The sequence below is a fragment of the Streptomyces sp. NPDC107500 genome, assembly GCF_055582785.1.
Window position 1 is genome coordinate 555,815 of record NZ_JBVJPF010000003.1, and the last position, 18,913, is coordinate 574,727.

The window sequence follows — 18,913 nt, forward strand, 5'->3', positions numbered from 1 at the left end:
CCAATCCCCGACCTTCGAGCGTGAGAGGCCCGCGTGCCGAAACTGTCCGTCGTCGTCCCCATGCACAATGTGGAGACCTTCGCCGAGAGCACTCTGAGAAGTCTCGCCAACAACGCGGACCCGGACTTCGAGTTCCTGCTCGTCGACGACTGCTCCACGGATGCCACGCCATGGGTGATCGACCGCTGGGCGGAGCGACGCTCCGACACCCGGGTGATCCGGCACGAGACCAACCGGGGCATAGCGCAGGCCCGCAACAGCGGAATCGACGCGGCCCGGGGCGAGTACGTCACGTTCCTCGACGGCGACGACTGGTACGGGCCGGGCTACCTGCCCGAACTCGTACGCGGCGTGGATGAGTTGGGCTGCGACTTCGCCCGCACCGACCACGTGCAGGCCACCGGCACGGAGCGAGTGATCAAGCGGCCGCCGGCGCCCGTGCGCAACACCGTGATGGACCCGCGCGACGGCATCGCGCCGCCGCACATGGAGACGATGGTGGACTACCCCTTCGTCTGGGCGGGGATCTACCGCCGGCACCTCTTCGCCGACGGCGGGATGCGCTTCGCGACCGAACTGCGCACCGCCGAGGACCGGTTGTGGATCTGGCGCCTGCACCTGAAGGCAAGCTCGTACGCGTCCGTCGGTCTGCACGGCGTGTTCTACCGGCGCGGCGTCGCCACCTCGCTGACCCAGATAAAGGACTCCCGGCAGCTGGACTTCATCCCGGCCTACGACATGCTCCTCGCGGACCTGCTGAAGGACCCGGAGGCCGAGCGCTTCCTGCCGAAGGCCGTGCGGACGTACTGCGCCATGATCGCCTTCCACCTCGGCAAGGTGGACGAGTACGAGTCGGCGGCGGCCCAGCGGCTGCGCCGGGAGGCGCGGGACGCGCTGCACCGCATGCCCCAGCACGTGCTGGAGGAGACCCTCCGGACCATCGACAGGACTCGCGGCAGGCTGCTCAACCGCCTGCGTGACGGGCGGAAGGCTGCCTGACCCATGTCCCACACCACCTCCACGCCCCACCGGACCCAGATCTTCCAGGTCTCCACCCTGTACGGAGCGGCCACCCTCGCCGCGGCGCTCGACGCGGGCCTGTTCGGGCCGCGCGACGGCACCCGGCGGGTGCTGCTGGTCTCGAACAACGCGGCGATACCCGAGACCGCGCTGCGGCTGGACGAGATGCACGGGTACGGGCGAATAACCGCGCGGTTCGACTCCGTCGTCAGCTGGAACGAGGCGATCCGCCCGCACCACCCCAGCGCCTGGGGCCCGCGCGGAAACGACACGGCACTGTGGCAGAAGGCCTTCCGGCTCGCCTGGGGCATCGACGAGCGGGACCTGGTCGAGCTGGCGGTCGAGTCGATCCAGGTCAACCCGGCCCGCGCGCTGGCGGCGATCTTCTCCGAGAGCGCCGTCCACGTGTACGCCGACGGCCTGATGAGCTACGGCCCGACCCGCGAGAAGCTCCCGCTGACCATCGCGAGCCGCGTCCGGCGCCTCCTCCACCTGGACCTGATCCCGGGGCTGCGGCCCCTGCTGCTGTCCGAGTACGGCGTCGAGCCCGAGATCGTCCCCGACGACGCGTTCCGCGCCGTGCTCGACGAGATCTCCCGGGAGGCGGCGGACGACTCCGAACTGGCCCCGGTGATCCGGGAGAAGCCGACGGCCGTGCTGCTCGGCCAGTACCTGGCGGCGATCAACATCCTCACCGCGCAGGAGGAGGAGGACCTGCACATCCGGATGCTCACGGGGGCCGCGCGGGCCGGGCACCGGTCCGTGGTCTTCAAGCCGCACCCGACGGCCCCCGCCGGTTACACGGCGGCCCTGAGCAAGGCGGCGGCGGACGCGGGCGTACGGCTCACCGTGCTGGACGCCCCGCTGCTGGCCGAGACGCTGTACGACCGCTGCGCGCCCGAACTGGTCGTCGGCTGCTTCTCGACGGCGATGGTGACCGCCTCGGCCTACTACGACGTGCCCGTCGCCCGGGTGGGGACGGCGCTGGTGATGGAGCGGCTCAAGCCGTACCCGAACAGCAACCGGGTGCCGCTGGCCGTGGTCGACCACCTGGTGCCCGACCTGGAGCGCGGCGAGGAGCCGGCCCGCGTCGGCGCGGCACCCGAGTCGCTGTCACCGCTGGTGCGGGCGATCGGCTTCTGCATGCAGCCCAAGACGTACGCGGACCTGCGGGAGCCGACCGAGGCATGGCTGCGCGCCCGGTTGGCCGCCACCCCCGCCCACTACTTCCCCGAGCTGCGGCTGACCGAGCTGGGACTGCCCGGCAGCCGCCCGCAGTTGCGCGCGAGGCTCCAGGTGCGGCGGGCCCGGCGGGTGGTGCGCAGGGCGGTGCGGCGCGGCGCCGGCAAGAAGTGACGACGACCGGGCCGCGGGCGGCATCCGCCCGCGGCCCGGTCGTCGTCGCGGTCCCCGCCGCTCAGCCCAGCCAGCGGCCCAGCCGCAGCCGGGTCCACAGCAGGGCGGTGGCGAACGACAGCACGACCGTCGCGACCGTCAGCCCGGCGAGAGCGCCCACGGCGCCCGCCCAGCCCGCGTCCGCGGAGACCACGCGCGGGGCGAGCGCCTCCAGGAACATCAGGTGGACCAGATACGCCCCGAAGGAGGCCCCGGCGAGCCGGGCGAGGAGCGGGCGGAAGCGCTCCGGCACCCTGATCCGGTTGAGGGCCATCAGCAGGGTCCCCGCCAGCAGTGCCACCCCGAGCGAGGCGTACGGGCCGGGGAAGTGCACCCGGTGCTCGTAGGCGGCCACCGCGGCCCACGCGCACAGCCCGCCGGCCAGCCACAGCAGCCGCCGCCTCCGGCCGCCGACGGCGGGGCCCGGCAGCGAGAGCAGCGCGGCCCCGGCGACGGCGTACGCGATCTGGTAGACGCCGAACTGCCAGGCGAAGGGCGGGACCCGGACGTCGAGGAGGCGTCCGAGGTCGCCGAGCACGGTCGGCGCGAGGGCGATGCCGAGCAGCGCGGCACCCGCGCCCCAGGGCCGTTTGCCGCCCCGGACCAGGACGGCCACCGAGAGCAGCAGGATCACGGGGACGTAGGCGTACAGGTACCAGAGGTGGAAGGCGGGCCGGACGGAGCCGAACACCGCGTCCAGGGCGAGGTCGCGCACGGGGTCGGTGTGGGCGTCCCGCACCCGGTCCCACAGGAGGTAGGCGACGGTCCACACGGCCATCGGGACGACGATGCGGGTCAGCCGCTTGCGGACCTGGCCGTCGTCTCGGGGCGGCGCGCCGCTGAGCACGACCCACCCGGCGATGGCGAAGAACAGCGGCACGGCGCACCGGCTGAGCGCGTCCCCGGTGAGGGCGGTCCAGTAGACGGGCCCGCCGCCCGCGGGGCTGCGGTCCACGGCCTTCATGAGTTCGCCCGCGGCGTGGCAGACGATGACCCCGACCGAGGCCAGGACGCGGACGAGGTCGATGTCGTACCGGTGCTCGCCCCGGACGCGCGGGGGCGGGGGGACAGCGGCGGTGGCGGCGGGCCGTACGGAGTCGGCGGCGGTCAGGGGCTCGGCGGCGATGGGTGGTCACTCCCGGGTAGGACGCGCGGGGACATCGGTGCAGGCTATGAGGGCGCCGTGAGTGGCGGGAAGCCGTGCCGGATGAACATCGCCCACCTGCGCGTGACCTTCCGGTGAACGGCGGGAGACGTCGTCCGACGGCCTCCCGGAGTTCCGCAGAAGTTCTCCCGGCGGCCCCTCCGGAGGCAGCGCGTCCGGCCGAGGACCTCCCTAGTCTGGCCGCACCCACCCCACTGGCGTTCCACGTACCCACCTGCACCTCCGTGACGGATTGAGGTCGTTCGCCCATGAACAGCCGTTCCCTGCTCCGCAGTCCGGTCTCCCGGCGTCTGCTGCGTCCCGTGGCGGATCTGATCGACCAGCGCATCGACCGTCGGGTGCGCTCGGCGGTCCGCGAGGCCACTCCACACCGGCTGACCTGCGACGTGCTGCTCGGCGCGGACGGCCGGGGCCTGTCCCGGGTGCTGGCCGAGGGCCCGCTGGAGCGGCTGCGCGCCGAGGTCGCGGCGCTGTCCGGGGACCGTGCCACGGCCTCCCGCAACGTCACGACGGCCTACCGTCTGCTGATCGCGCTGGAGTCGCTGGGCGTGGGCCGGATCGCGGGCGGCACCATGAACATCTGCGGCAAGCTCGCCACCGTCCCGCTGCTCGATCCGCCGAACGACGAGGTCCTGGAGATAGGAACGCTGTACGGCATGTTCTCCACCGGGCTGGTCCGGATGCTGGAGCGCGACGGGCGCAGCCCGGCCCTGACCATCGTGGACCCGTTCGCCGGTGTGCAGCTCCAGCCCGGCACCACCGTGCGTCCCGACCCGACGGGCACCCCGGTCGACGAGCACGCCGTGCGCACCAACCTCGCCCTCGCCGGCCGGGCGGGCGCGGAGGCCCGGATCCGGCGCGGCTACTCCGAGGACCCCGAGACCCGGGCGGCCGTCTCGGACCGCGCCTACGGCGTGATCGTCGTCGACGGCGACCACTCGGCGAAGGGGGTCCGCCAGGATCTCCAGTGGGCCGAGGAGATCGCCGCGCCCGGCGGGATCGTCGTCCTGGACGACTACGGCGACCCGAGCTGGCCGGGCATCAAGGAAGCCCTGGACGACCATCTGCGGGACGGCACGCGCTTCACCTACCTGGGCAGGGCGGCCCACTCCGCCTTCCTGCGGGCGTCCTGAGCACTTTCCGGCGCCGTCCGGGCGGCCACCGAAGCCCGGGTTGCGGACGGTGCCCGTCCGGACGCATTGAGCAATTCGTGCGATTTTCCTTCCATCGGATCGCGCGCGCCGACCCCATTTCCGGCTCGGAGGAGGCATCCTCCCCTCATGGCCACTGCGCAAGAGACGCACAAGTACCCCGGTGAGCTGAACGACGTCCCCGGCTGGTTCTGGCCGCTCGACCAGGTGCTGTTCTCCTGGTTCCTGGAGCGACAGGAGACCATGGGCACCCGCGGCGACCTGCTGGAACTGGGTGCCTACCTGGGCAAGAGCGCGATCCTGCTCGGGCACCGGCTGCGGGACGGCGAGACGCTCACCGTCTGCGACCTGTTCGGGGCCGAGCCGCCGGACGCGGCCAACCGGGCGGAGGCGGCGAAGTCGTACTCCTCCCTCACCCGGCAAGCCTTCGAACGGAACTACCTCTCCTTCCACAAGACCCTGCCCACCATCGTCCAGGCGCCCAGCTCCGCGATCGTCGACGAGGTCGCGCCGGGCAGTTGCCGCTTCGTCCACATCGACGCCTCGCACCTGTACGAGCACGTCGAGGGCGACATCGGCGCGGCCCGCGATCTGCTGGGACCGGACGGGATCGTCGTCCTCGACGACTTCCGCAGCGAGCACACCCCGGGCGTCGCCGTCGCCGCCTGGGAGGCGGTGCTCAACCGCGGGCTGCGCCCGGTCTGCCTGAGCAGCCAGAAGCTGTACGGCACCTGGGGCGACCCGGAACCGGTGCAGGAGGCCCTGCTGGCCGCGCTGCGCGGGCGCGACGACATCGCCGTGACGGTGGAGCGGGCCGCGGGACAGCGGCTGGTGCGCACCCGCGCCAAGAGCAAGCGGCTGAGCCCGCCCCCGCTGCCGGTCTCCCGTTACCCGGCGCCGGCCGGGCCGGAGGCACCGCCGGCGGACACCGCGCCCGTGCCGGGCCAGACCACCCAGCCGCGCCCGGCGGGCCGCACCGCCCGGACCACCCGGCCGCCGAGCCCCCGCGCCCGGACCCGCCGCCTGGCCCTGGACCTGCTCCCGCCGATCGTCACCCGAGCGGTGCGCCGGTATCTGGCGGCGCAGCGGGCGAAGGCCGGCGGGTCGGGTCAGTCCAGGCCGTAGGCCGCGCCGATGCCCGTGATCACCAGGGCGAGCGCTTCCTCGAAGTGCCGCTCGTAGTCCGTGAAGATCTCCGCGCCCGCCGCGGCCGTCAGGGGGTAGGCGGCCAGCAGGCGGGCGCGTTCGTCCACGTCGAAGCCCTCCCGGCGCTCGTCGGGCAGCGGCTGGACGCCCTGCTCCTCGGTGACGAAACCGAGCGTGAACAGGTACGCCGTCGTACTGGCCCGCACCGCCTGGGCGAGGGTGAGCCCGGCGGCGGTGAACAGGCGCAGGCTGTCCTCCATCTGCTCGGCGTGCTCCGCGCCGGTGAAGCGTGAGCCGCTGAAGACCCTGGCACCGTCCCGGTAACCCAGCAGGCTCGTGCGCAGGCCGCGGTTGGTCTTGAGCAGCCGCTCCCGCCAGGTGTCGGCCGGGTCGAGCGGGGTCCCCGCCACCATCCGCCGGTACATCTCGGTGGCCATCTCGTCGAGCAGGGCCTGCTTGTCCTTGAAGTGCCAGTACAGGGCGGGCGCCTTGACGTCCAGTTCCCTGGCGATGGCGCGCAGGGTCAGGCCCTCCAGACCGACCTCGTTCAGCAGTCTCAGCGCCGTGTCCGCGACCCGTCGGCGGTCCAGGGGGATGCGTCGTTCAGTACTCACGCTTGACAGCTTAACGGCGTTAAGTCCATTCTCGGACCCACAGAGCACTTAACAACGTTAAGGAGAGTGGCCGTGGACACGGACGTTCTGGTCGTCGGCGCGGGTCCCACCGGTCTCGCCCTCGGCATCGACCTGGCCAGGCGCGGGGTGGACGCGCTGGTCGTGGAACGCGCCGGGGCGCTGTTCCCCGGTTCGCGGGGCAAGGGAATCCAGCCGCGCACGATGGAGGTCTTCGACGACCTCGGCGTCCTCGACGCCATCCACGCGGCGGGCGGCACCTATCCGGTCGGCATGGTCTGGCGGGACGGCGAGCGGGTCGGCGAGCACCGGATGTTCGACCCGGCCGAGCCGAGCGAGGGCGCGCCGTACGACGCGCCGTGGATGGTCCCGCAGTGGCGCACGCAGGAGATCCTGGCCCGGCGGCTGGCGGAGCTGGGCGGCGAGGTCGCCTTCGGCCATGAGGTCACCGGCGTCGCGCAGGACGCGGACGGTGTCACCGCGCACCTCGCCTCGGGCCGCGCCGTACGGGCGCGCTACCTGGTCGCGGCGGACGGCGGCCGGTCGGCGGTGCGCCGCGCGGTGGGCATCGGCATGACCGGGGAGGCCGTCGATCCGCACCCGACGCTGGTCGCGGACGTCCGGATCACCGGCCTGGACCGCGACAACTGGCACATCTTCCCGCCCCGCGACGGCGACGAGGGCGTCGGCTTCCTCGCCGTGTGCCCGCTGGCCGGCACCGAGGACTTCCAGGTGGTCGCCCGGTTCCCGGAGGACACGGCGGTGGACCTCACCCCGGACGGCATCCGCGCGGTCGTCGCCGCCCGCTCGCACCTCGCCCCCGAGGCCGTCACCGAGGTGCGCTGGGCCTCCGACTTCCGGCCCCGCGCCGCCCTGGCCGACCGCTTCCGCGCGGGCCGGGTCCTCCTCGCCGGGGACGCGGCGCACGTGCACTCACCGGCGGGCGGCCAGGGTCTGAACACCAGCGTGCAGGACGCCTACAACCTCGGCTGGAAGCTGGGCGCCGTCCTGCGCGACGGCGCCCCGAAGGCGCTGCTGGACAGCTACGAGGCGGAACGGCGCCCGGTCGCCGCGCAGATGCTCGGCCTGTCCACCGGCGTCCACCGCGGCGAGGTGCGGCGCGGGGACGCGACCCGTCAGCTGGGGCTGGGCTACCGGGACTCGGCCCTGACCGTGGAGGCGCGGGCGGCGGTCCCGGAGGACGCGCTGCGGGCCGGCGACCGCGCTCCCGACGGGAAGGTGGACGGCGTGCGGCTCTTCGACGCGTTCCGGGGGCCGCACTGGACGCTGCTGGCGCTGGGCACGGAGGCCCCCGCGGCGCCGGGCGGTGCGGACGGGGCGGTGCGGGTGGTGCGCGGGGAGCCGCACCCGGCGTACGGCACGGGCCTGTTCCTCGTACGGCCGGACGGGTACGTCGGCTGGGCGGGCGACTCCCCGGCCGGCCTCGACGCCCACCTGGCGCGCTTCGGCCGGTCCTGACGGAGCGCGGCGGCTACGCGCTCGCGACCGAGAGCTTCACGGCGAAGCCCAGGAACAGCGCGCCGGCCGCCGAGGTCGCCCCCGCCGAGAGCCGCCTGCGGCGCCGGAAGGCGGCGGCCAGCCGGGTGCCGCTGAAGATCAGCGCGCTGAGGTACAGGAAGCTGGCCACCTGCGCGAAGACGCCCAGGACGACGAAGGACAGGGCGGGATAGGCGTAGCCCGGGTCGACGAACTGCACGAAGAAGGCGACGAAGAACAGGATCGCCTTGGGGTTGACCAGGCTGACCACCAGGGCCCGGCGGAAGGGCCGCTCGTCGCCGCCGGCGGCGGGGACGCCGGTGTCCCGCGCGGCCTGTTCCCGGCGCGTGCGCCACATCCCCCACGCGGCGCGCAGCATGCCGAACGCCATCCAGGTGAGGTATCCGGCACCGGCGTACTTCACGATGCCGAACAGCACCGCGTTGGCCTGGAGCAGCGAGGCGACCCCGGCGGCCGACAGCGTCATCAGCACCGTGTCCCCGCACCAGACGCCGGCGGCGGCCGTGTACCCGGCGCGCACGCCGCGACGGGCGGCGACGGAGAGGACGTAGAGCGAGTTGGGACCGGGGAGCAGGACGATCAGAGCGAGGCCTGCGAGGTAGGTGGGGAGATCGATGACGCCGAACATGGGCGGAGTGTCGCACGAAGTCACGAAACTCCGCCCAGGTGTTCCACTGTTCGAGAACGGCCCCTACGGCGTCAGAAGACGTCCGAGGGCTCGTACGTCCCCCAGACCTCCCGCAGCGCGTTGCAGACCTCGCCGACCGTCGCCCGCGCGCGCAGCGCGTCCTTCATCGGGTAGAGGACGTTGCCGGTGCCCCCCGCGGCCTTCCGCAGCGCCGCCAGCGCCGCGTCGACCGCCTCCTGGTCGCGCTCCGCGCGGAGCTTGGCGAGGCGTTCGGCCTGCTGCGCCTCGATGGCCGGGTCGACCCGGAGCGGCTCGTACGGCTCCTCCTCGTCGAGCTGGAAACGATTGACGCCGACGACGACGCGTTCGCCGGAGTCGGTCTCCTGGGCGACCTGGTACGCGCTGCGCTCGATCTCGCTCTTCTGGAAGCCGTGCTCGATGGCGTTGACCGCGCCGCCGAGGTCCTCGACCCTCCGCATCAGCTCCAGCGCCGCGGCCTCGACGTCGTCGGTCATCTTCTCCACGACGTAGGAGCCGGCGAAGGGGTCGACGGTGGCGGTCACGTCGGTCTCGTAGGCCAGCACCTGCTGGGTGCGCAGGGCCAGGCGCGCCGACTTGTCGGTGGGCAGCGCGATGGCCTCGTCGAAGGAATTGGTGTGCAGCGACTGGGTGCCGCCCAGGACCGCGGCGAGTCCCTGCACGGCGACGCGGACCAGGTTGACCTCGGGCTGCTGGGCGGTCAGCTGCACACCCGCCGTCTGCGTGTGGAAGCGCAGCATCAGCGACTTCGGGTTGCGCGCGCCGAACTCCTCGCGCATCACCCGCGCCCAGATCCGGCGGGCCGCCCGGAACTTGGCGACCTCCTCCAGGATCGTCGTCCGCGCCACGAAGAAGAACGACAGACGGGGCGCGAAGTCGTCCACGTCCATCCCGGCCGCCACCGCCGTACGCACGTACTCGATGCCGTCCGCCAGCGTGAACGCGATCTCCTGCGCCGGCGACGCACCCGCCTCCGCCATGTGGTAGCCCGAGATCGAGATCGTGTTCCACTTCGGGATCTCGGCCCGGCAGTACTTGAAGATGTCCGCGATCAGCCGCAGCGACGGCTTCGGCGGGAAGATGTACGTGCCCCGCGCGATGTACTCCTTCAGCACGTCGTTCTGGATCGTGCCGGTCAACCGGTCCGCACTCACCCCCTGCTCCTCCGCCACCAGTTGGTACAGAAGGAGCAGCAGCGCGGCCGGCGCGTTGATCGTCATCGACGTCGAGACCTTGTCCAGCGGAATCCCGCCGAACAGCACGCGCATGTCGTCGATCGAGTCGATCGCCACACCGACCTTGCCGACCTCACCGCTCGCGATCGGCGCGTCGGAGTCGTGGCCCATCTGAGTGGGCAGGTCGAAGGCCACCGACAGACCCATCGTGCCGTTGGCGATCAATCGCTTGTACCGCGCGTTCGACTCCGTCGCCGTACCGAAACCCGCGTACTGACGCATCGTCCACGGCCGGCCCGTGTACATCGACGGATACACACCCCGCGTGAACGGGTACTCCCCCGGCTCCCCCAGCCGCTCGGCCGGATCCCAGCCCGCCAGGGCGTCCGGCCCGTAGACCGGCTCGATGGGCAGTCCGCTCTCGGTGGACCGAGCACCGCCCGACTCGCGCGTCATGGTGTGTCGCCTCCCTCTGAGCACCTGTTCGAACCGATCGGGCCACCGGCTCCTGCTCCGAGCGGTCCCGGTCACAACAATGCCGCTCCGTTCACTCGGCGTCATTCGCGGGGAACATCTCAGGGGACATCCGTGCGGAGCCGTGGGACGACGGGGGGCCGTGATGCGTGAGGCGGGCATGGGGAACGCGGGGAGGGCGGTCGCCCTCGCCGTGGGGGCCGCGCTGGTGGCGGCCGGCTGCACCGTGCAGGGCGCGGGCCCGGACGGCAAGGGGCACTCGCCGGTGCGCATAGACGTCACCGGCGCCCCGCCGAAGCACACGCCGGCCGAGGACCGGCCGTCGAGCGGGCCGCCGTCGGGTGAACCGCGTACGGACGAGCCCCGTTCGGACGAGCCACGTTCGGACGAACCGAGTTCCGACCCCGACCCGCTCCCGGCCAGGGTGCTGTGGACGCGCGGCGACTCCGGCCGGGACGTGCGCGAACTCCAGGCCCGGCTGCGTCAGGTCGAGTGGCTGGTCGACGGGCCCACCGGCACGTACGACGACCTGACCGAGCGCGCGGTGAGCGGCTTCCAGGGCAAGCGCGGGCTGCCGAGGACGGGCAGGACGGACACCGTGACCTGGCAGCGGCTGCTGGACATGACGCGCGAGCCCGGCAAGTGGGACCTGTACCTGATGGGCGGGCAGCCGGCCGCCGCGCCCGACCCCCGCTGCACGACCGGCCGGGTGCTGTGCGTCAGCAAGTCGAGCCGGACGTTGCGCTGGATGGTCGACGGCCGGACCGTCTCGACGATGGCGGTGCGCTTCGGCTCGCAGCGCACACCGACCCGCGAGGGCGTCTTCGAGGTGTACTGGAAGTCCCGCGAGCACTGGTCGACGCTCTACGACACGGCGATGCCCTACGCGCTGTTCTTCAGCGGGGGCCAGGCCGTGCACTACTCCTACGACTTCGCGGCCCGCGGCTACGCGGGGGCTTCGCACGGCTGCGTCAACGTACGGGACGAAGCGGCGGTCAAGGATCTGTTCGCGCAGGTGAGGAACGGCGACAAGGTCGTCGTGTACCGGTGAGGCGCGGGGCGGGGTGAATGGGCGCGGGCGGGACCGGGGGAACGTGTCCCGCCCGCGCCAGGTGCACGAGCCGCAGGTACGGGGGGAACCCCGGCTCGGTGCGGAAGCCGATGACCAGTCGGCTCACTCATTACTGCGTCCGGGTGGCCGAAAGTGTCACACCCGTCGGGCACGGCTCGCTGTCGCCGGTGAAAGCGCAGGTCAGAGGGCGGGTAGCGGAAAAGGCGTGCCACTGGTGGGGGCGGACGGCGTCGTGGCCGGACGGAGCGGGGCGGCGGTCGTCGTCGTCCTCGTCCTTGCCGTCGTCGCCGTCTTTGCCGTCTTCGCCCCTCTTCCCGCCCTTCCCCTTGCCCTCGCCGTCCTTGTTTCCATTGTCGCCCTTATCGCCCTTGTCGTCTTTTTCGGTCCTGCCGTGCTTGTCGCGGCGGTCGGTCCGGTCGTCGCCGTCACCCGTCCGAAGTTCGCCGCCCCGGCCGTCGGCTCCGGTGACGGCGAGGAGGTGCCTGCAGTACTTCCCGACCCGCGACGAGCCGCCGGCCGCCTCCTTCAGGGCGCGCCGGTGGGCGCCGTCGACGTCCTTGCCGGCCCGCACCTTGCGGCACGACGCGGCGTGGCCGGAACGCCTAGCGTCGGCACCGTCGGTCCCCTTGTCGTCCGAGTTCCGGCGTTCCGGGGTCCGGTTCGCCGCGGTGCCGCCGTTGCCCGGGGTGTCCGCGCCGGGCGCGCCCGAGGGGGTGCCGTCGGGCACCGCCCCGCCCTGCGTGCCGTCCATCGGGGAGGGCGAGAGGAGCGAACGGTCGGGGGGCACGGCGGCCGAGGCGCTGGCGCCGGGTTCCGGTTGGGTGCGGTCGAACGGTGTGGGCAGCACTCCGGTTCCGGCCGCCACGGCGACCCCGCCGATCATGCCGACGGTCAGCGCGGCGACCAGGCCGAGCCGCAGGGGCCGGCTCCAGCGAGGGCGCCCGGGGGTGTCGCCGCGCGGGCCGATCCGTACCAGACCGGCGTCGGAGGGCCGGGTCGCGGTGCCGGACGCGAACGCGCCCGGGGCTCCCGCAGAGAGGTCGGTCCGTTCGGCGTACGCCTTGCGGAAAGCGGCCAACGCGGCCGCTTCGCCGGGGAGTTCGTCGGCGGTCGGCGTAGGTGGGGCGGACAGCGCGCCCAGGGCCAGGGCCAGCCGTTCGGCGCGTTCGCGGTCCGCGGGGCGGACAGCGTCCGGTGACTCTCCGCGCAGCAAGAGCTCCGCTGTTTCGCGGTCCAGCCACTTGTCCTGCTCGTCGGCCATCACATGTCCTTCTGCGTCCGCGCACGCGTATGCGTCACACTGGCGGACGTCACCGCACGACCGCGCGGTTCTCGCTGCGGCGGCAGGGCGTCCAGCCCGCCGCCGGATTCCGGATCGCAGGAGAGCAGTTCGGCCAGCCGCTTCAGGCCGCGGTGCGCCGCGGTGCGGACGGCTCCGGGCCGCTTGCCGAGCGTCTCGGCGGCGCTCTTGGCGTCGAGGCCCACCACCACGCGCAGGACGACGGCCTCGGCCTGGTCCTGGGGCAGCCGGGCTATGAGCGAGAGGGTGCTGTCGGTGGCCAGGGCCTCCATGGCCTCGCCCGCCGTGTCGGACTCGGCGGGCCTGCCGGCCAGCTCCGTCTCGTCACCGCCGATCGCGGGCCGGCGACCGCGCATGCGGATGTGGTCCAGGGCCCGGTTGCGGGCGATCCGGGCGGCCCAGCCGCGGAACCGGTCGGCGTCCCCGTCGAACCGCTCCAGGTCGCGGGCGATCTGGAGCCAGGCCTCGGACGCCACGTCCTCGGCGTCGTGATCGCCGACGAGCGTCCTCACGTACCCGAGCAGCCGCGGATGCACGGCGCGGTACACAGTCCGGAACGCGTCCTCGCTCCCGTCCTGTGCCGCACGCAGCGCGGCGGTCAACTCCGCGTCGTCCCCCAGCACCGAGAAGCCTTTCTGCGCCTAAACCGGCGCCGCTCTCGCGGACGTGGTCCTCGCCGTCGTGGTTTCGCCATTGGTGGTCGCGGTGGTCTCCCGCAACCCCCGTCGCGGGAGCGAGCCCCCCGCTGGTCGGCACGAATGGCACGTTACGTCTTGAAACCGCCACCCGTCCATGTCCCGATCGCATTGCCGTACAAGATGCAACTAACCCGTGACGCGGTGAGGTGTGACAGAAAACGCACTCCCGGCGCTGAAGGGAGTACGGGCCGCCGCGCGGCCCGTGCCGCGCGACGGCCGGGGCCTCTCCTGTGGGGGGTGGCGGCCCCGGCCGTTGCCTCGGCGGCCGGACGGCACCGTCCTCACGGGGCCGTCGTCGCGTCCCGGCACAGCAGCCGGAGCGAACCGTGACCTGCGAAGCAGCGACGGGCCTCGTCGACCGGGTCCCACAGCCGCCCGTCGGGGGTGCGGATCCAGTGATCGCCCCCGGTCGCCCACCACTCGCCGCCGGACTCCCGCGCGATCACCTCACCGGCATAGGCGCCCAGGCCGCGCAGCGCGGTCTCCACGGCGGCGTACGGCGCCCCCTCGCGGCGGATGCCGTCGATCACCCGGTCGACGCGCCACAGGCTCTGCGCCGAGTAGTCGAGGCGCAGCCGGGCGCCCTCGCGCATCGTGGCCACCGCGTCCGCCGCCCACCGCACCGGCTTCGCGGCGGCCGACGGCCGGTTCTCCTGCTGGGTCGTCAATCCGCTGGTCACAGTCGTCATATGGGCTAGAGCGCCGTCGGGCGGAGTTTCGTCACAGGCTCGCGGCGGCCGTTCCGCAACCGGCGCAGGACCACCCCACCTCCGCCACGTCCGCCGCACCGCCGCCGCGCGTTCGCCGCACGACCGTCACAGGCGGGCGTCCCGCCCGCGGGCCCGTCGGGACACCACTGCGCGCAGGACCCGGCGCCCCTCCGTGGAGATTTCGAGGGCGGGCCGCAGCCCGGCCGATCCGTGCGCGGCGAGCAGGTCCAGGACGGTGACCTGGCGGCGCAGTTCGCCGGCGACGAGCGGTGCCGGCCCGTTCGTGTCCGCCGCCGGGTCCAGGAGCCGGTGGACGCGCAGCGCGGCGGCGGAACAGGCGTCGGCCCAGGTCCGCAGCGCCGGCCCTGAGCACGCGTCCGGCGCGTCGGCCAGCATCACGCGGGCCAGCAGCACGGCCTCGTCCTCGCCCGCACCACCGGTTCCCGCGAGTGTGGCGCGCACCCGCGCCAACTCCCCCGCCCAGTCGGGTTCGGCGTCGTCGGCGAGGGTGGCCCACAGAGGTCTGAGGACCTCGTCGTCGCCGTCGAGGAGCGGCAGACAGCGATCCAAACAAGCCAGTCCGCTCGCGGCGAGTCCGCGTGTGTCGGCCTGTGCGATCAGTTCCACCAGGCTCATCGGTTGCCTCCCTGTTCCCGCCGATTCGCCCCGCTCACCACCACGGAGCCCGCACTGACCCTTACAGCGTGCGACGACCCGGGAGTGTCACAGCGGGACGACGCCCAGCCGGTCGAGGAACCGGAAGAAGAGTTTTTCGGCCACCGGACCGGAGTCGTCGCCCCCGGCGTCCGCACCGGCGGCCGGTTCCGCCGCGAGCACCTCCGCCAACTCCACGGCGCTCGCGGTGCGCCCCGCCTCGGCGGCCCAGGCGACGGCGCGTTCGGCGGCGTCCCGGGGCTCCAGGAAGTAGTCCTCCAGCGTGAGCCCGTCCCGTTCGGCGCCGAGGTAGCCGGCCATCGCGGACCGCGCCAGACAGGTCGTCCACGCCCCGCTCTCGGGCGCCGCGGCCTCCACGACCACGCAGTCGCTGTCCATGACGTACCCGAAGAGGGCGGGGGCGCCGGTCTGTCCGGCCAGGTCGTTCATGTTGCCGACGTCTCCGTCGCCGCCCGGGAACTCCCACACCTGCCAGCCGTCCGGCGCGGACTGACGCAGCGCCATGTCCGCGGCGCCGGCCAGCGCGTCCAGTTCGGCCAGCGGCCGCGCCCCGCGGCCCACGACGAAATAGCCCCAGTACCCCATGTCCCGGTTCCCCCCGGTCTCGGTTCGGCTGCCCAAAGACCACCACAGGCGTACGGGAGTTCGCAGCCGGATAGGACAATCTCGTATCAGTCGAGGGATCAGTCGAGCCGGTTCGCCAGCGAGCTGAAGTCGGCCCAGGACAGTTCGGGTTCGCCGGGGTCCCACAGCTTCTGGACCGTCGCCGCCAGCGGCAGCTTGATGCCCTCGGCGACCTGCGCCTGCGTCTGCGCGCTCGGGATGTCGCCCCAGACCGCGAAGCTGCCGCCCAGTATCTGGTCGTCGTACTTGGCGTCGACGGCCGTGGTGCCGCGGATGACGCGGGGGGTCCACTGCTCGTAGATGCGCTCGCCGGTCGGGTAGACGAAGGTCTGCGGCTCGCCGAGGACGTAGTAGAGGAACTCGTCGTTGTAGTTGAGGACCTGGCGCCCCTCGGCGAGGTACTCGGTGGGGGGCCGGGCGCCGATCTCCTTGCCGGTCCAGTAGGCGACCTTGATGTCCTTCGACGGTTCGACGGACGTGTCCTTGAAGAAGCCGTCGTTCCAGGCGCGCGGGACGCGGTCGTGGGCCTGCACCGTCTTGGCGCGGTCGTTCAGCCACTGGGTGGTGAGGTCGGCGACGGTGCCGCCGGAGCCGTAGGCCTTGCGGGCGGCGGCGGCCAGGTCCGGGTAGGACGCCTCGGGGTCGGGCACCACGAGCGCCTGGTACTCGTCGGCGCCCAGGTGGAACTGGGAGCCGGGGAAGAGGTCGGCGTACTCGTTCAGCAGGTCGTCGACGATCTCGGCGGACTCGGGCTTGGAGATGTCGATGGCGCCGCGCGTCGGCGTTCCCTGCGCGTTGCGCAGCTGGAGGTCCGGGTGGGCGGCGATCACGGCGCCGAGGTGGCCGGGCGAGTCGATCTCGGGGACGACGGTGATGTGGCGCGAGGCGGCGAGATCGATGATCTCCGTCATCTCCGCCTTGGTCAGGTGGTCGTCCGAGACGATCTCGGGGTGCGAGTCGGACTCGATGCGGAAGGCCTGGTCGTCGGAGAAGTGCAGGCCCAGTTCGTTGAACTTGAGGTCGCCCAGCTCGCGTATCCGGTCCTTGATCCAGTCGGCGTCGTAGTGCTTGCGGGCGATGTCGAGCGAGAAGCCGCGCTTCGGCTTGGCGGGCTCGTCCTTCACCACGCCCTCCGGCGCGGTGCCGCCGCCGTCCACGGCCTGCTTCAGGGTGCGGGTGCCGTAGTAGACACCGGCCTCGGCCGGCCCGCTGACGGTGACCCTGCCGTCGCGCACGGTCATGGTGTACGACTCGGGGTTGGCGCCCTTGTCGGCCTTGACGTCGAGGAGCACGTCCCCGGCGCGTTCGTCGTCCTTCTCCCCCGCGTACGTCAGCCCGAGGTCGCCGGCGATCTGCCGCCCCTCGTCGGCGAGGGCGGCGTCGGCGACGACGACTCGGTGCTCCTTCTCCGGCTGCCAGCCGGGACCGCGGGCCGCGGTGTGCTCACGCACGGCGGGTATGGTGCGCGGTTCCTCGGACAGCGGGTAGGAACGGCTCGGGCTGGGCGCGGCCGCCTCCGCGGTGGACCGCGCGGCCTGGCCTCCCGGCCCGCCGTCACCGTCTCCGTCGGTGGCCCACAGGCCTACTCCCACGCCGAGCGAGGCGACCACCGCACCGGCGATCACGGCCCGCTGCCTCACCTTGTTCGCCGGTATCCGGCGTCCGTGCTCGCTCACGGCGCCAACCTAAGCGCGCCGCTGCCGCAATGCGTCCACCACATGTTCTGAAACTCTCCCGTTCGGGTGAAATTCGGGCATCGGACGGACACGTCATGCCGTCACTCGATAACGTGACGCCACATCTTTCGCACACGAGGACCACGCTGCCTGTGCACCGCCTCCCAGATCTCTCCGGCCGAGTGGCCATACCGGTACCGGTGCAAACACGCGCCACGCCGGCAACGCCCTCATCACTGGACCGCTTCAACACGGCCCCCGCCGACGAAGCCGCCCGGACCCTCCTGGCATGCCTGGGAAGCCACGACTGGGCCCACCGCCTGACGGCCCACCGCCCCTACCCGGACCTCCCCGCCCTCCTCGCGGCCGCGGACGAGGCGGCATACGACCTGACGCCGACGGCCCTGACGGAGGCCCTGTCGGCGGAGACCCAGCCCGCCCTCCCGGCCGACACCTACGCGGCGGCCCACACGGCCCTGAACGCGGCCCACGCGGCCTACGAGTCCCGCTTCGGACACGTGTTCGTCATCTGCCTGGACGGACTCAACCCCGACGAGTCGCTGGACCAGGTACTGGCAGCCATCCGGTCACGATTGACAAACGATCCGGACGAGGAACGCCTGGTGGCGGCAGAGGAACTCCGCCGCCTGGCGAGAACCCGGCTGACCAACGCCCTCTGAGGGGCGCGGGGAACTGCGCGACCAGCCACCGACCGCGCACACCCGGCAAACCACCCAAACCCCCACTCCCTGCCCCGCCCCGCCCCGATCCACTGCTCCTTTGAGTGCAACTTTGATCACACAGGCAGGCCCCCCGTAAGCGCCGCAGGCAACCGTCGCTACCATGCTGGGGGCCGGTGGACCGTACCCGGCCGGGCCCGACCGACAAGGAAAGCCGGCGCGGCCCCAATCCCCGCTCCCGGAGGAAATTTCCGTGCCGGCTGGAACGCTGTACCGCGGCCGGGAAGGAATGTGGTCCTGGGTGGCTCATCGAGTCACCGGCGTCCTCATTTTCTTCTTCCTGTTCGTTCACGTGCTGGACACCGCTCTCGTGCGGGTGTCCCCCGAGGCCTACGACACCGTCGTGGCCACGTACAAGACGCCGATCGTCGCGCTGCTGGAGTACGGCCTCGTCGCCGCCATCCTCTTCCACGCGCTCAACGGCCTGCGTGTCATCGCCGTCGACTTCTGGGTCAAGGGCGCCCGCTACCAGAAGCAGATGCTCTGGACCGTCGTCGCCCTGTGGGTCGTGCTGATGCTCGGGGCGATCTACCCCGTCCTCGGCCACGCCGCTCGTGAACTGTTCGGGAGCTGACGCCAATGTCCACGACTGAATCCCCCGCATCCGGGATCGGCCCCGTCGAGGGCGCCTCGCTCTACACGGTCGACAACCCGGCGCCGCTGATCGAAGCCCCCCGCGCGCGCACGAAGAAGACCCCGAAGTCCACCCGTGGCAACTTCGAGATGGTCGCCTGGCTCTTCATGCGCCTGTCCGGCGTGGTGCTGGTCGTCCTGGTCATCGGGCACCTGCTCATCCAGCTGGTGCTGGACGGCGGCGTCTCGAAGATCGGCTTCGCCTTCGTGGCCGGCCGCTGGGCCTCGCCGTTCTGGCAGGTCTGGGACCTCCTGATGCTCTGGCTCGCGATGCTGCACGGCGCGAACGGCCTGCGCACGGTCATCAACGACTACGCGGAGCGCCCCAACACCCGGCTGTGGCTCAAGGGCCTGCTCTACACCGCCACGGTGTTCACCATCCTGCTGGGCACGCTGGTGATCTTCACCTTCGACCCGAACATCCGCTAGGCACGGGGCTGCG

19 protein-coding genes are annotated in these 18,913 nt (G+C 72.5%); 9 read left to right on the forward strand and 10 right to left on the reverse strand.

The genetic code is table 11. The annotated features are described in order from the left end of the window. Positions 1-33: 33 nt before the first annotated feature. Both ACZ67M_RS14130 and ACZ67M_RS14135 read left to right on the forward strand, forming a co-directional pair. Positions 34-999, forward strand: a complete 966-nt coding sequence (locus ACZ67M_RS14130) for a glycosyltransferase family 2 protein (RefSeq protein ID WP_469851019.1) — start codon at positions 34-36, stop codon at positions 997-999. A 3-nt stretch (positions 1,000-1,002) separates the two neighbouring features. Further along, positions 1,003-2,376 (forward strand): polysialyltransferase family glycosyltransferase, encoded by a 1,374-nt coding sequence (locus ACZ67M_RS14135; protein WP_469851020.1) that lies wholly within the window; start codon positions 1,003-1,005, stop codon positions 2,374-2,376. A 61-nt stretch (positions 2,377-2,437) separates the two neighbouring features. Here ACZ67M_RS14135 and ACZ67M_RS14140 read toward each other — a convergent pair whose 3' ends face one another. Further along, the gene (locus ACZ67M_RS14140) at positions 2,438-3,541 is read right to left on the reverse strand and encodes an acyltransferase (protein WP_469851349.1); all 1,104 of its coding nucleotides are present in this window, start codon (positions 3,539-3,541) and stop codon (positions 2,438-2,440) included. Positions 3,542-3,828: 287 nt separating this feature from the next. Between ACZ67M_RS14140 and ACZ67M_RS14145 the strand changes: the two genes are divergently transcribed. Continuing rightward, on the forward strand, positions 3,829-4,713 hold the full coding sequence (locus tag ACZ67M_RS14145; protein WP_361352577.1) for a class I SAM-dependent methyltransferase: 885 nt from the start codon (positions 3,829-3,831) through the stop codon (positions 4,711-4,713). Positions 4,714-4,860: 147 nt separating this feature from the next. Then, positions 4,861-5,856 carry a class I SAM-dependent methyltransferase gene (locus tag ACZ67M_RS14150; protein ID WP_392010145.1) on the forward strand — a complete coding sequence of 332 codons (996 nt, stop codon included), beginning with the start codon at positions 4,861-4,863 and terminating at the stop codon, positions 5,854-5,856. Here the strand turns inward: ACZ67M_RS14150 and ACZ67M_RS14155 are convergent. Next, positions 5,841-6,491, reverse strand: coding sequence for a TetR/AcrR family transcriptional regulator (locus ACZ67M_RS14155; protein WP_469851022.1), 651 nt, complete (start codon positions 6,489-6,491; stop codon positions 5,841-5,843). The two genes, ACZ67M_RS14150 and ACZ67M_RS14155, sit on opposite strands and share 16 nt — an antisense overlap. Positions 6,492-6,563: 72 nt before the next feature. On the opposite strand from ACZ67M_RS14155, the gene ACZ67M_RS14160 reads away from it, so the two are divergent. Further along, positions 6,564-7,988 carry an FAD-dependent oxidoreductase gene (locus tag ACZ67M_RS14160; protein WP_392099257.1) on the forward strand — a complete coding sequence of 475 codons (1,425 nt, stop codon included), beginning with the start codon at positions 6,564-6,566 and terminating at the stop codon, positions 7,986-7,988. A 13-nt stretch (positions 7,989-8,001) separates the two neighbouring features. On the opposite strand, the gene leuE is transcribed toward ACZ67M_RS14160, so the two are convergent. Together leuE and ACZ67M_RS14170 are read right to left on the reverse strand one after the other, a co-directional pair. Then, positions 8,002-8,655, reverse strand: a complete 654-nt coding sequence (leuE, locus tag ACZ67M_RS14165; protein ID WP_361352589.1) for a leucine efflux protein LeuE — start codon at positions 8,653-8,655, stop codon at positions 8,002-8,004. Between the two features lie 71 nt (positions 8,656-8,726). Further along, positions 8,727-10,325, reverse strand: coding sequence for an acyl-CoA mutase large subunit family protein (locus ACZ67M_RS14170; RefSeq protein WP_392010138.1), 1,599 nt, complete (start codon positions 10,323-10,325; stop codon positions 8,727-8,729). 178 nt (positions 10,326-10,503) lie between these two features. Between ACZ67M_RS14170 and ACZ67M_RS14175 the strand changes: the two genes are divergently transcribed. Next, entirely contained in the window at positions 10,504-11,394 is an 891-nt protein-coding gene (locus tag ACZ67M_RS14175) for a L,D-transpeptidase family protein (RefSeq protein WP_469851025.1), read from the forward strand. A 130-nt stretch (positions 11,395-11,524) separates the two neighbouring features. Here ACZ67M_RS14175 and ACZ67M_RS14180 read toward each other — a convergent pair whose 3' ends face one another. From ACZ67M_RS14180 to ACZ67M_RS14205, 6 genes are all read right to left on the reverse strand, one after another. Continuing rightward, a complete protein-coding gene (locus ACZ67M_RS14180) occupies positions 11,525-12,676 on the reverse strand; it encodes a hypothetical protein (protein ID WP_469851027.1) in 1,152 nt (383 codons plus the stop codon). After that, positions 12,676-13,338: an RNA polymerase sigma factor gene (locus tag ACZ67M_RS14185; protein WP_361352597.1), complete on the reverse strand. Its 663-nt coding sequence runs from the start codon at positions 13,336-13,338 to the stop codon at positions 12,676-12,678. The genes ACZ67M_RS14180 and ACZ67M_RS14185 overlap by 1 nt, the downstream gene beginning before the upstream one ends. 356 nt (positions 13,339-13,694) lie before the next feature. After that, complete coding sequence (locus ACZ67M_RS14190) at positions 13,695-14,102, reverse strand: hypothetical protein (RefSeq protein ID WP_392010132.1); 408 nt, start codon at positions 14,100-14,102, stop codon at positions 13,695-13,697. A 126-nt stretch (positions 14,103-14,228) separates the two neighbouring features. Then, positions 14,229-14,759 (reverse strand): hypothetical protein, encoded by a 531-nt coding sequence (locus tag ACZ67M_RS14195; RefSeq protein WP_361352603.1) that lies wholly within the window; start codon positions 14,757-14,759, stop codon positions 14,229-14,231. A gap of 87 nt (positions 14,760-14,846) precedes the next feature. After that, entirely contained in the window at positions 14,847-15,383 is a 537-nt protein-coding gene (locus ACZ67M_RS14200; protein WP_361352605.1) for a hypothetical protein, read from the reverse strand. Positions 15,384-15,481: 98 nt separating this feature from the next. Continuing rightward, entirely contained in the window at positions 15,482-17,047 is a 1,566-nt protein-coding gene (locus tag ACZ67M_RS14205) for a beta-N-acetylhexosaminidase (RefSeq protein ID WP_361353619.1), read from the reverse strand. 251 nt (positions 17,048-17,298) lie between these two features. Here ACZ67M_RS14205 and ACZ67M_RS14210 point away from each other — a divergent pair, with 251 nt between their 5' ends. From ACZ67M_RS14210 to ACZ67M_RS14220, 3 genes are all read left to right on the forward strand, one after another. Next, positions 17,299-17,778, forward strand: coding sequence for a 2-oxo-4-hydroxy-4-carboxy-5-ureidoimidazoline decarboxylase (locus ACZ67M_RS14210; RefSeq protein WP_392010126.1), 480 nt, complete (start codon positions 17,299-17,301; stop codon positions 17,776-17,778). A gap of 253 nt (positions 17,779-18,031) precedes the next feature. Further along, complete coding sequence (sdhC, locus tag ACZ67M_RS14215; protein ID WP_003974113.1) at positions 18,032-18,412, forward strand: succinate dehydrogenase, cytochrome b556 subunit; 381 nt, start codon at positions 18,032-18,034, stop codon at positions 18,410-18,412. Positions 18,413-18,417: 5 nt separating this feature from the next. Further along, complete coding sequence (locus ACZ67M_RS14220; RefSeq protein ID WP_122615873.1) at positions 18,418-18,900, forward strand: succinate dehydrogenase hydrophobic membrane anchor subunit; 483 nt, start codon at positions 18,418-18,420, stop codon at positions 18,898-18,900. Positions 18,901-18,913: the final 13 nt, after the last annotated feature.

Excerpts from the sequence above, each read along its gene's own strand:
- ACZ67M_RS14190 (WP_392010132.1), bottom strand. The coding sequence starts at position 14,102 with ATGACGACTGTGACCAGCGGATTGACGACCCAGCAGGAGAACCGGCCG.
- ACZ67M_RS14180 (WP_469851027.1), bottom strand. The coding sequence starts at position 12,676 with ATGGCCGACGAGCAGGACAAGTGGCTGGACCGCGAAACAGCGGAGCTC.
- ACZ67M_RS14195 (WP_361352603.1), bottom strand. The coding sequence starts at position 14,759 with ATGAGCCTGGTGGAACTGATCGCACAGGCCGACACACGCGGACTCGCC.
- ACZ67M_RS14150 (WP_392010145.1), top strand. The coding sequence starts at position 4,861 with ATGGCCACTGCGCAAGAGACGCACAAGTACCCCGGTGAGCTGAACGAC.
- leuE (WP_361352589.1), bottom strand. The coding sequence starts at position 8,655 with ATGTTCGGCGTCATCGATCTCCCCACCTACCTCGCAGGCCTCGCTCTG.
- ACZ67M_RS14135 (WP_469851020.1), top strand. The coding sequence starts at position 1,003 with ATGTCCCACACCACCTCCACGCCCCACCGGACCCAGATCTTCCAGGTC.
- ACZ67M_RS14200 (WP_361352605.1), bottom strand. The coding sequence starts at position 15,383 with ATGGGGTACTGGGGCTATTTCGTCGTGGGCCGCGGGGCGCGGCCGCTG.
- ACZ67M_RS14220 (WP_122615873.1), top strand. The coding sequence starts at position 18,418 with ATGTCCACGACTGAATCCCCCGCATCCGGGATCGGCCCCGTCGAGGGC.
- ACZ67M_RS14170 (WP_392010138.1), bottom strand. The coding sequence starts at position 10,325 with ATGACGCGCGAGTCGGGCGGTGCTCGGTCCACCGAGAGCGGACTGCCC.
- ACZ67M_RS14145 (WP_361352577.1), top strand. The coding sequence starts at position 3,829 with ATGAACAGCCGTTCCCTGCTCCGCAGTCCGGTCTCCCGGCGTCTGCTG.
- ACZ67M_RS14175 (WP_469851025.1), top strand. The coding sequence starts at position 10,504 with ATGGGGAACGCGGGGAGGGCGGTCGCCCTCGCCGTGGGGGCCGCGCTG.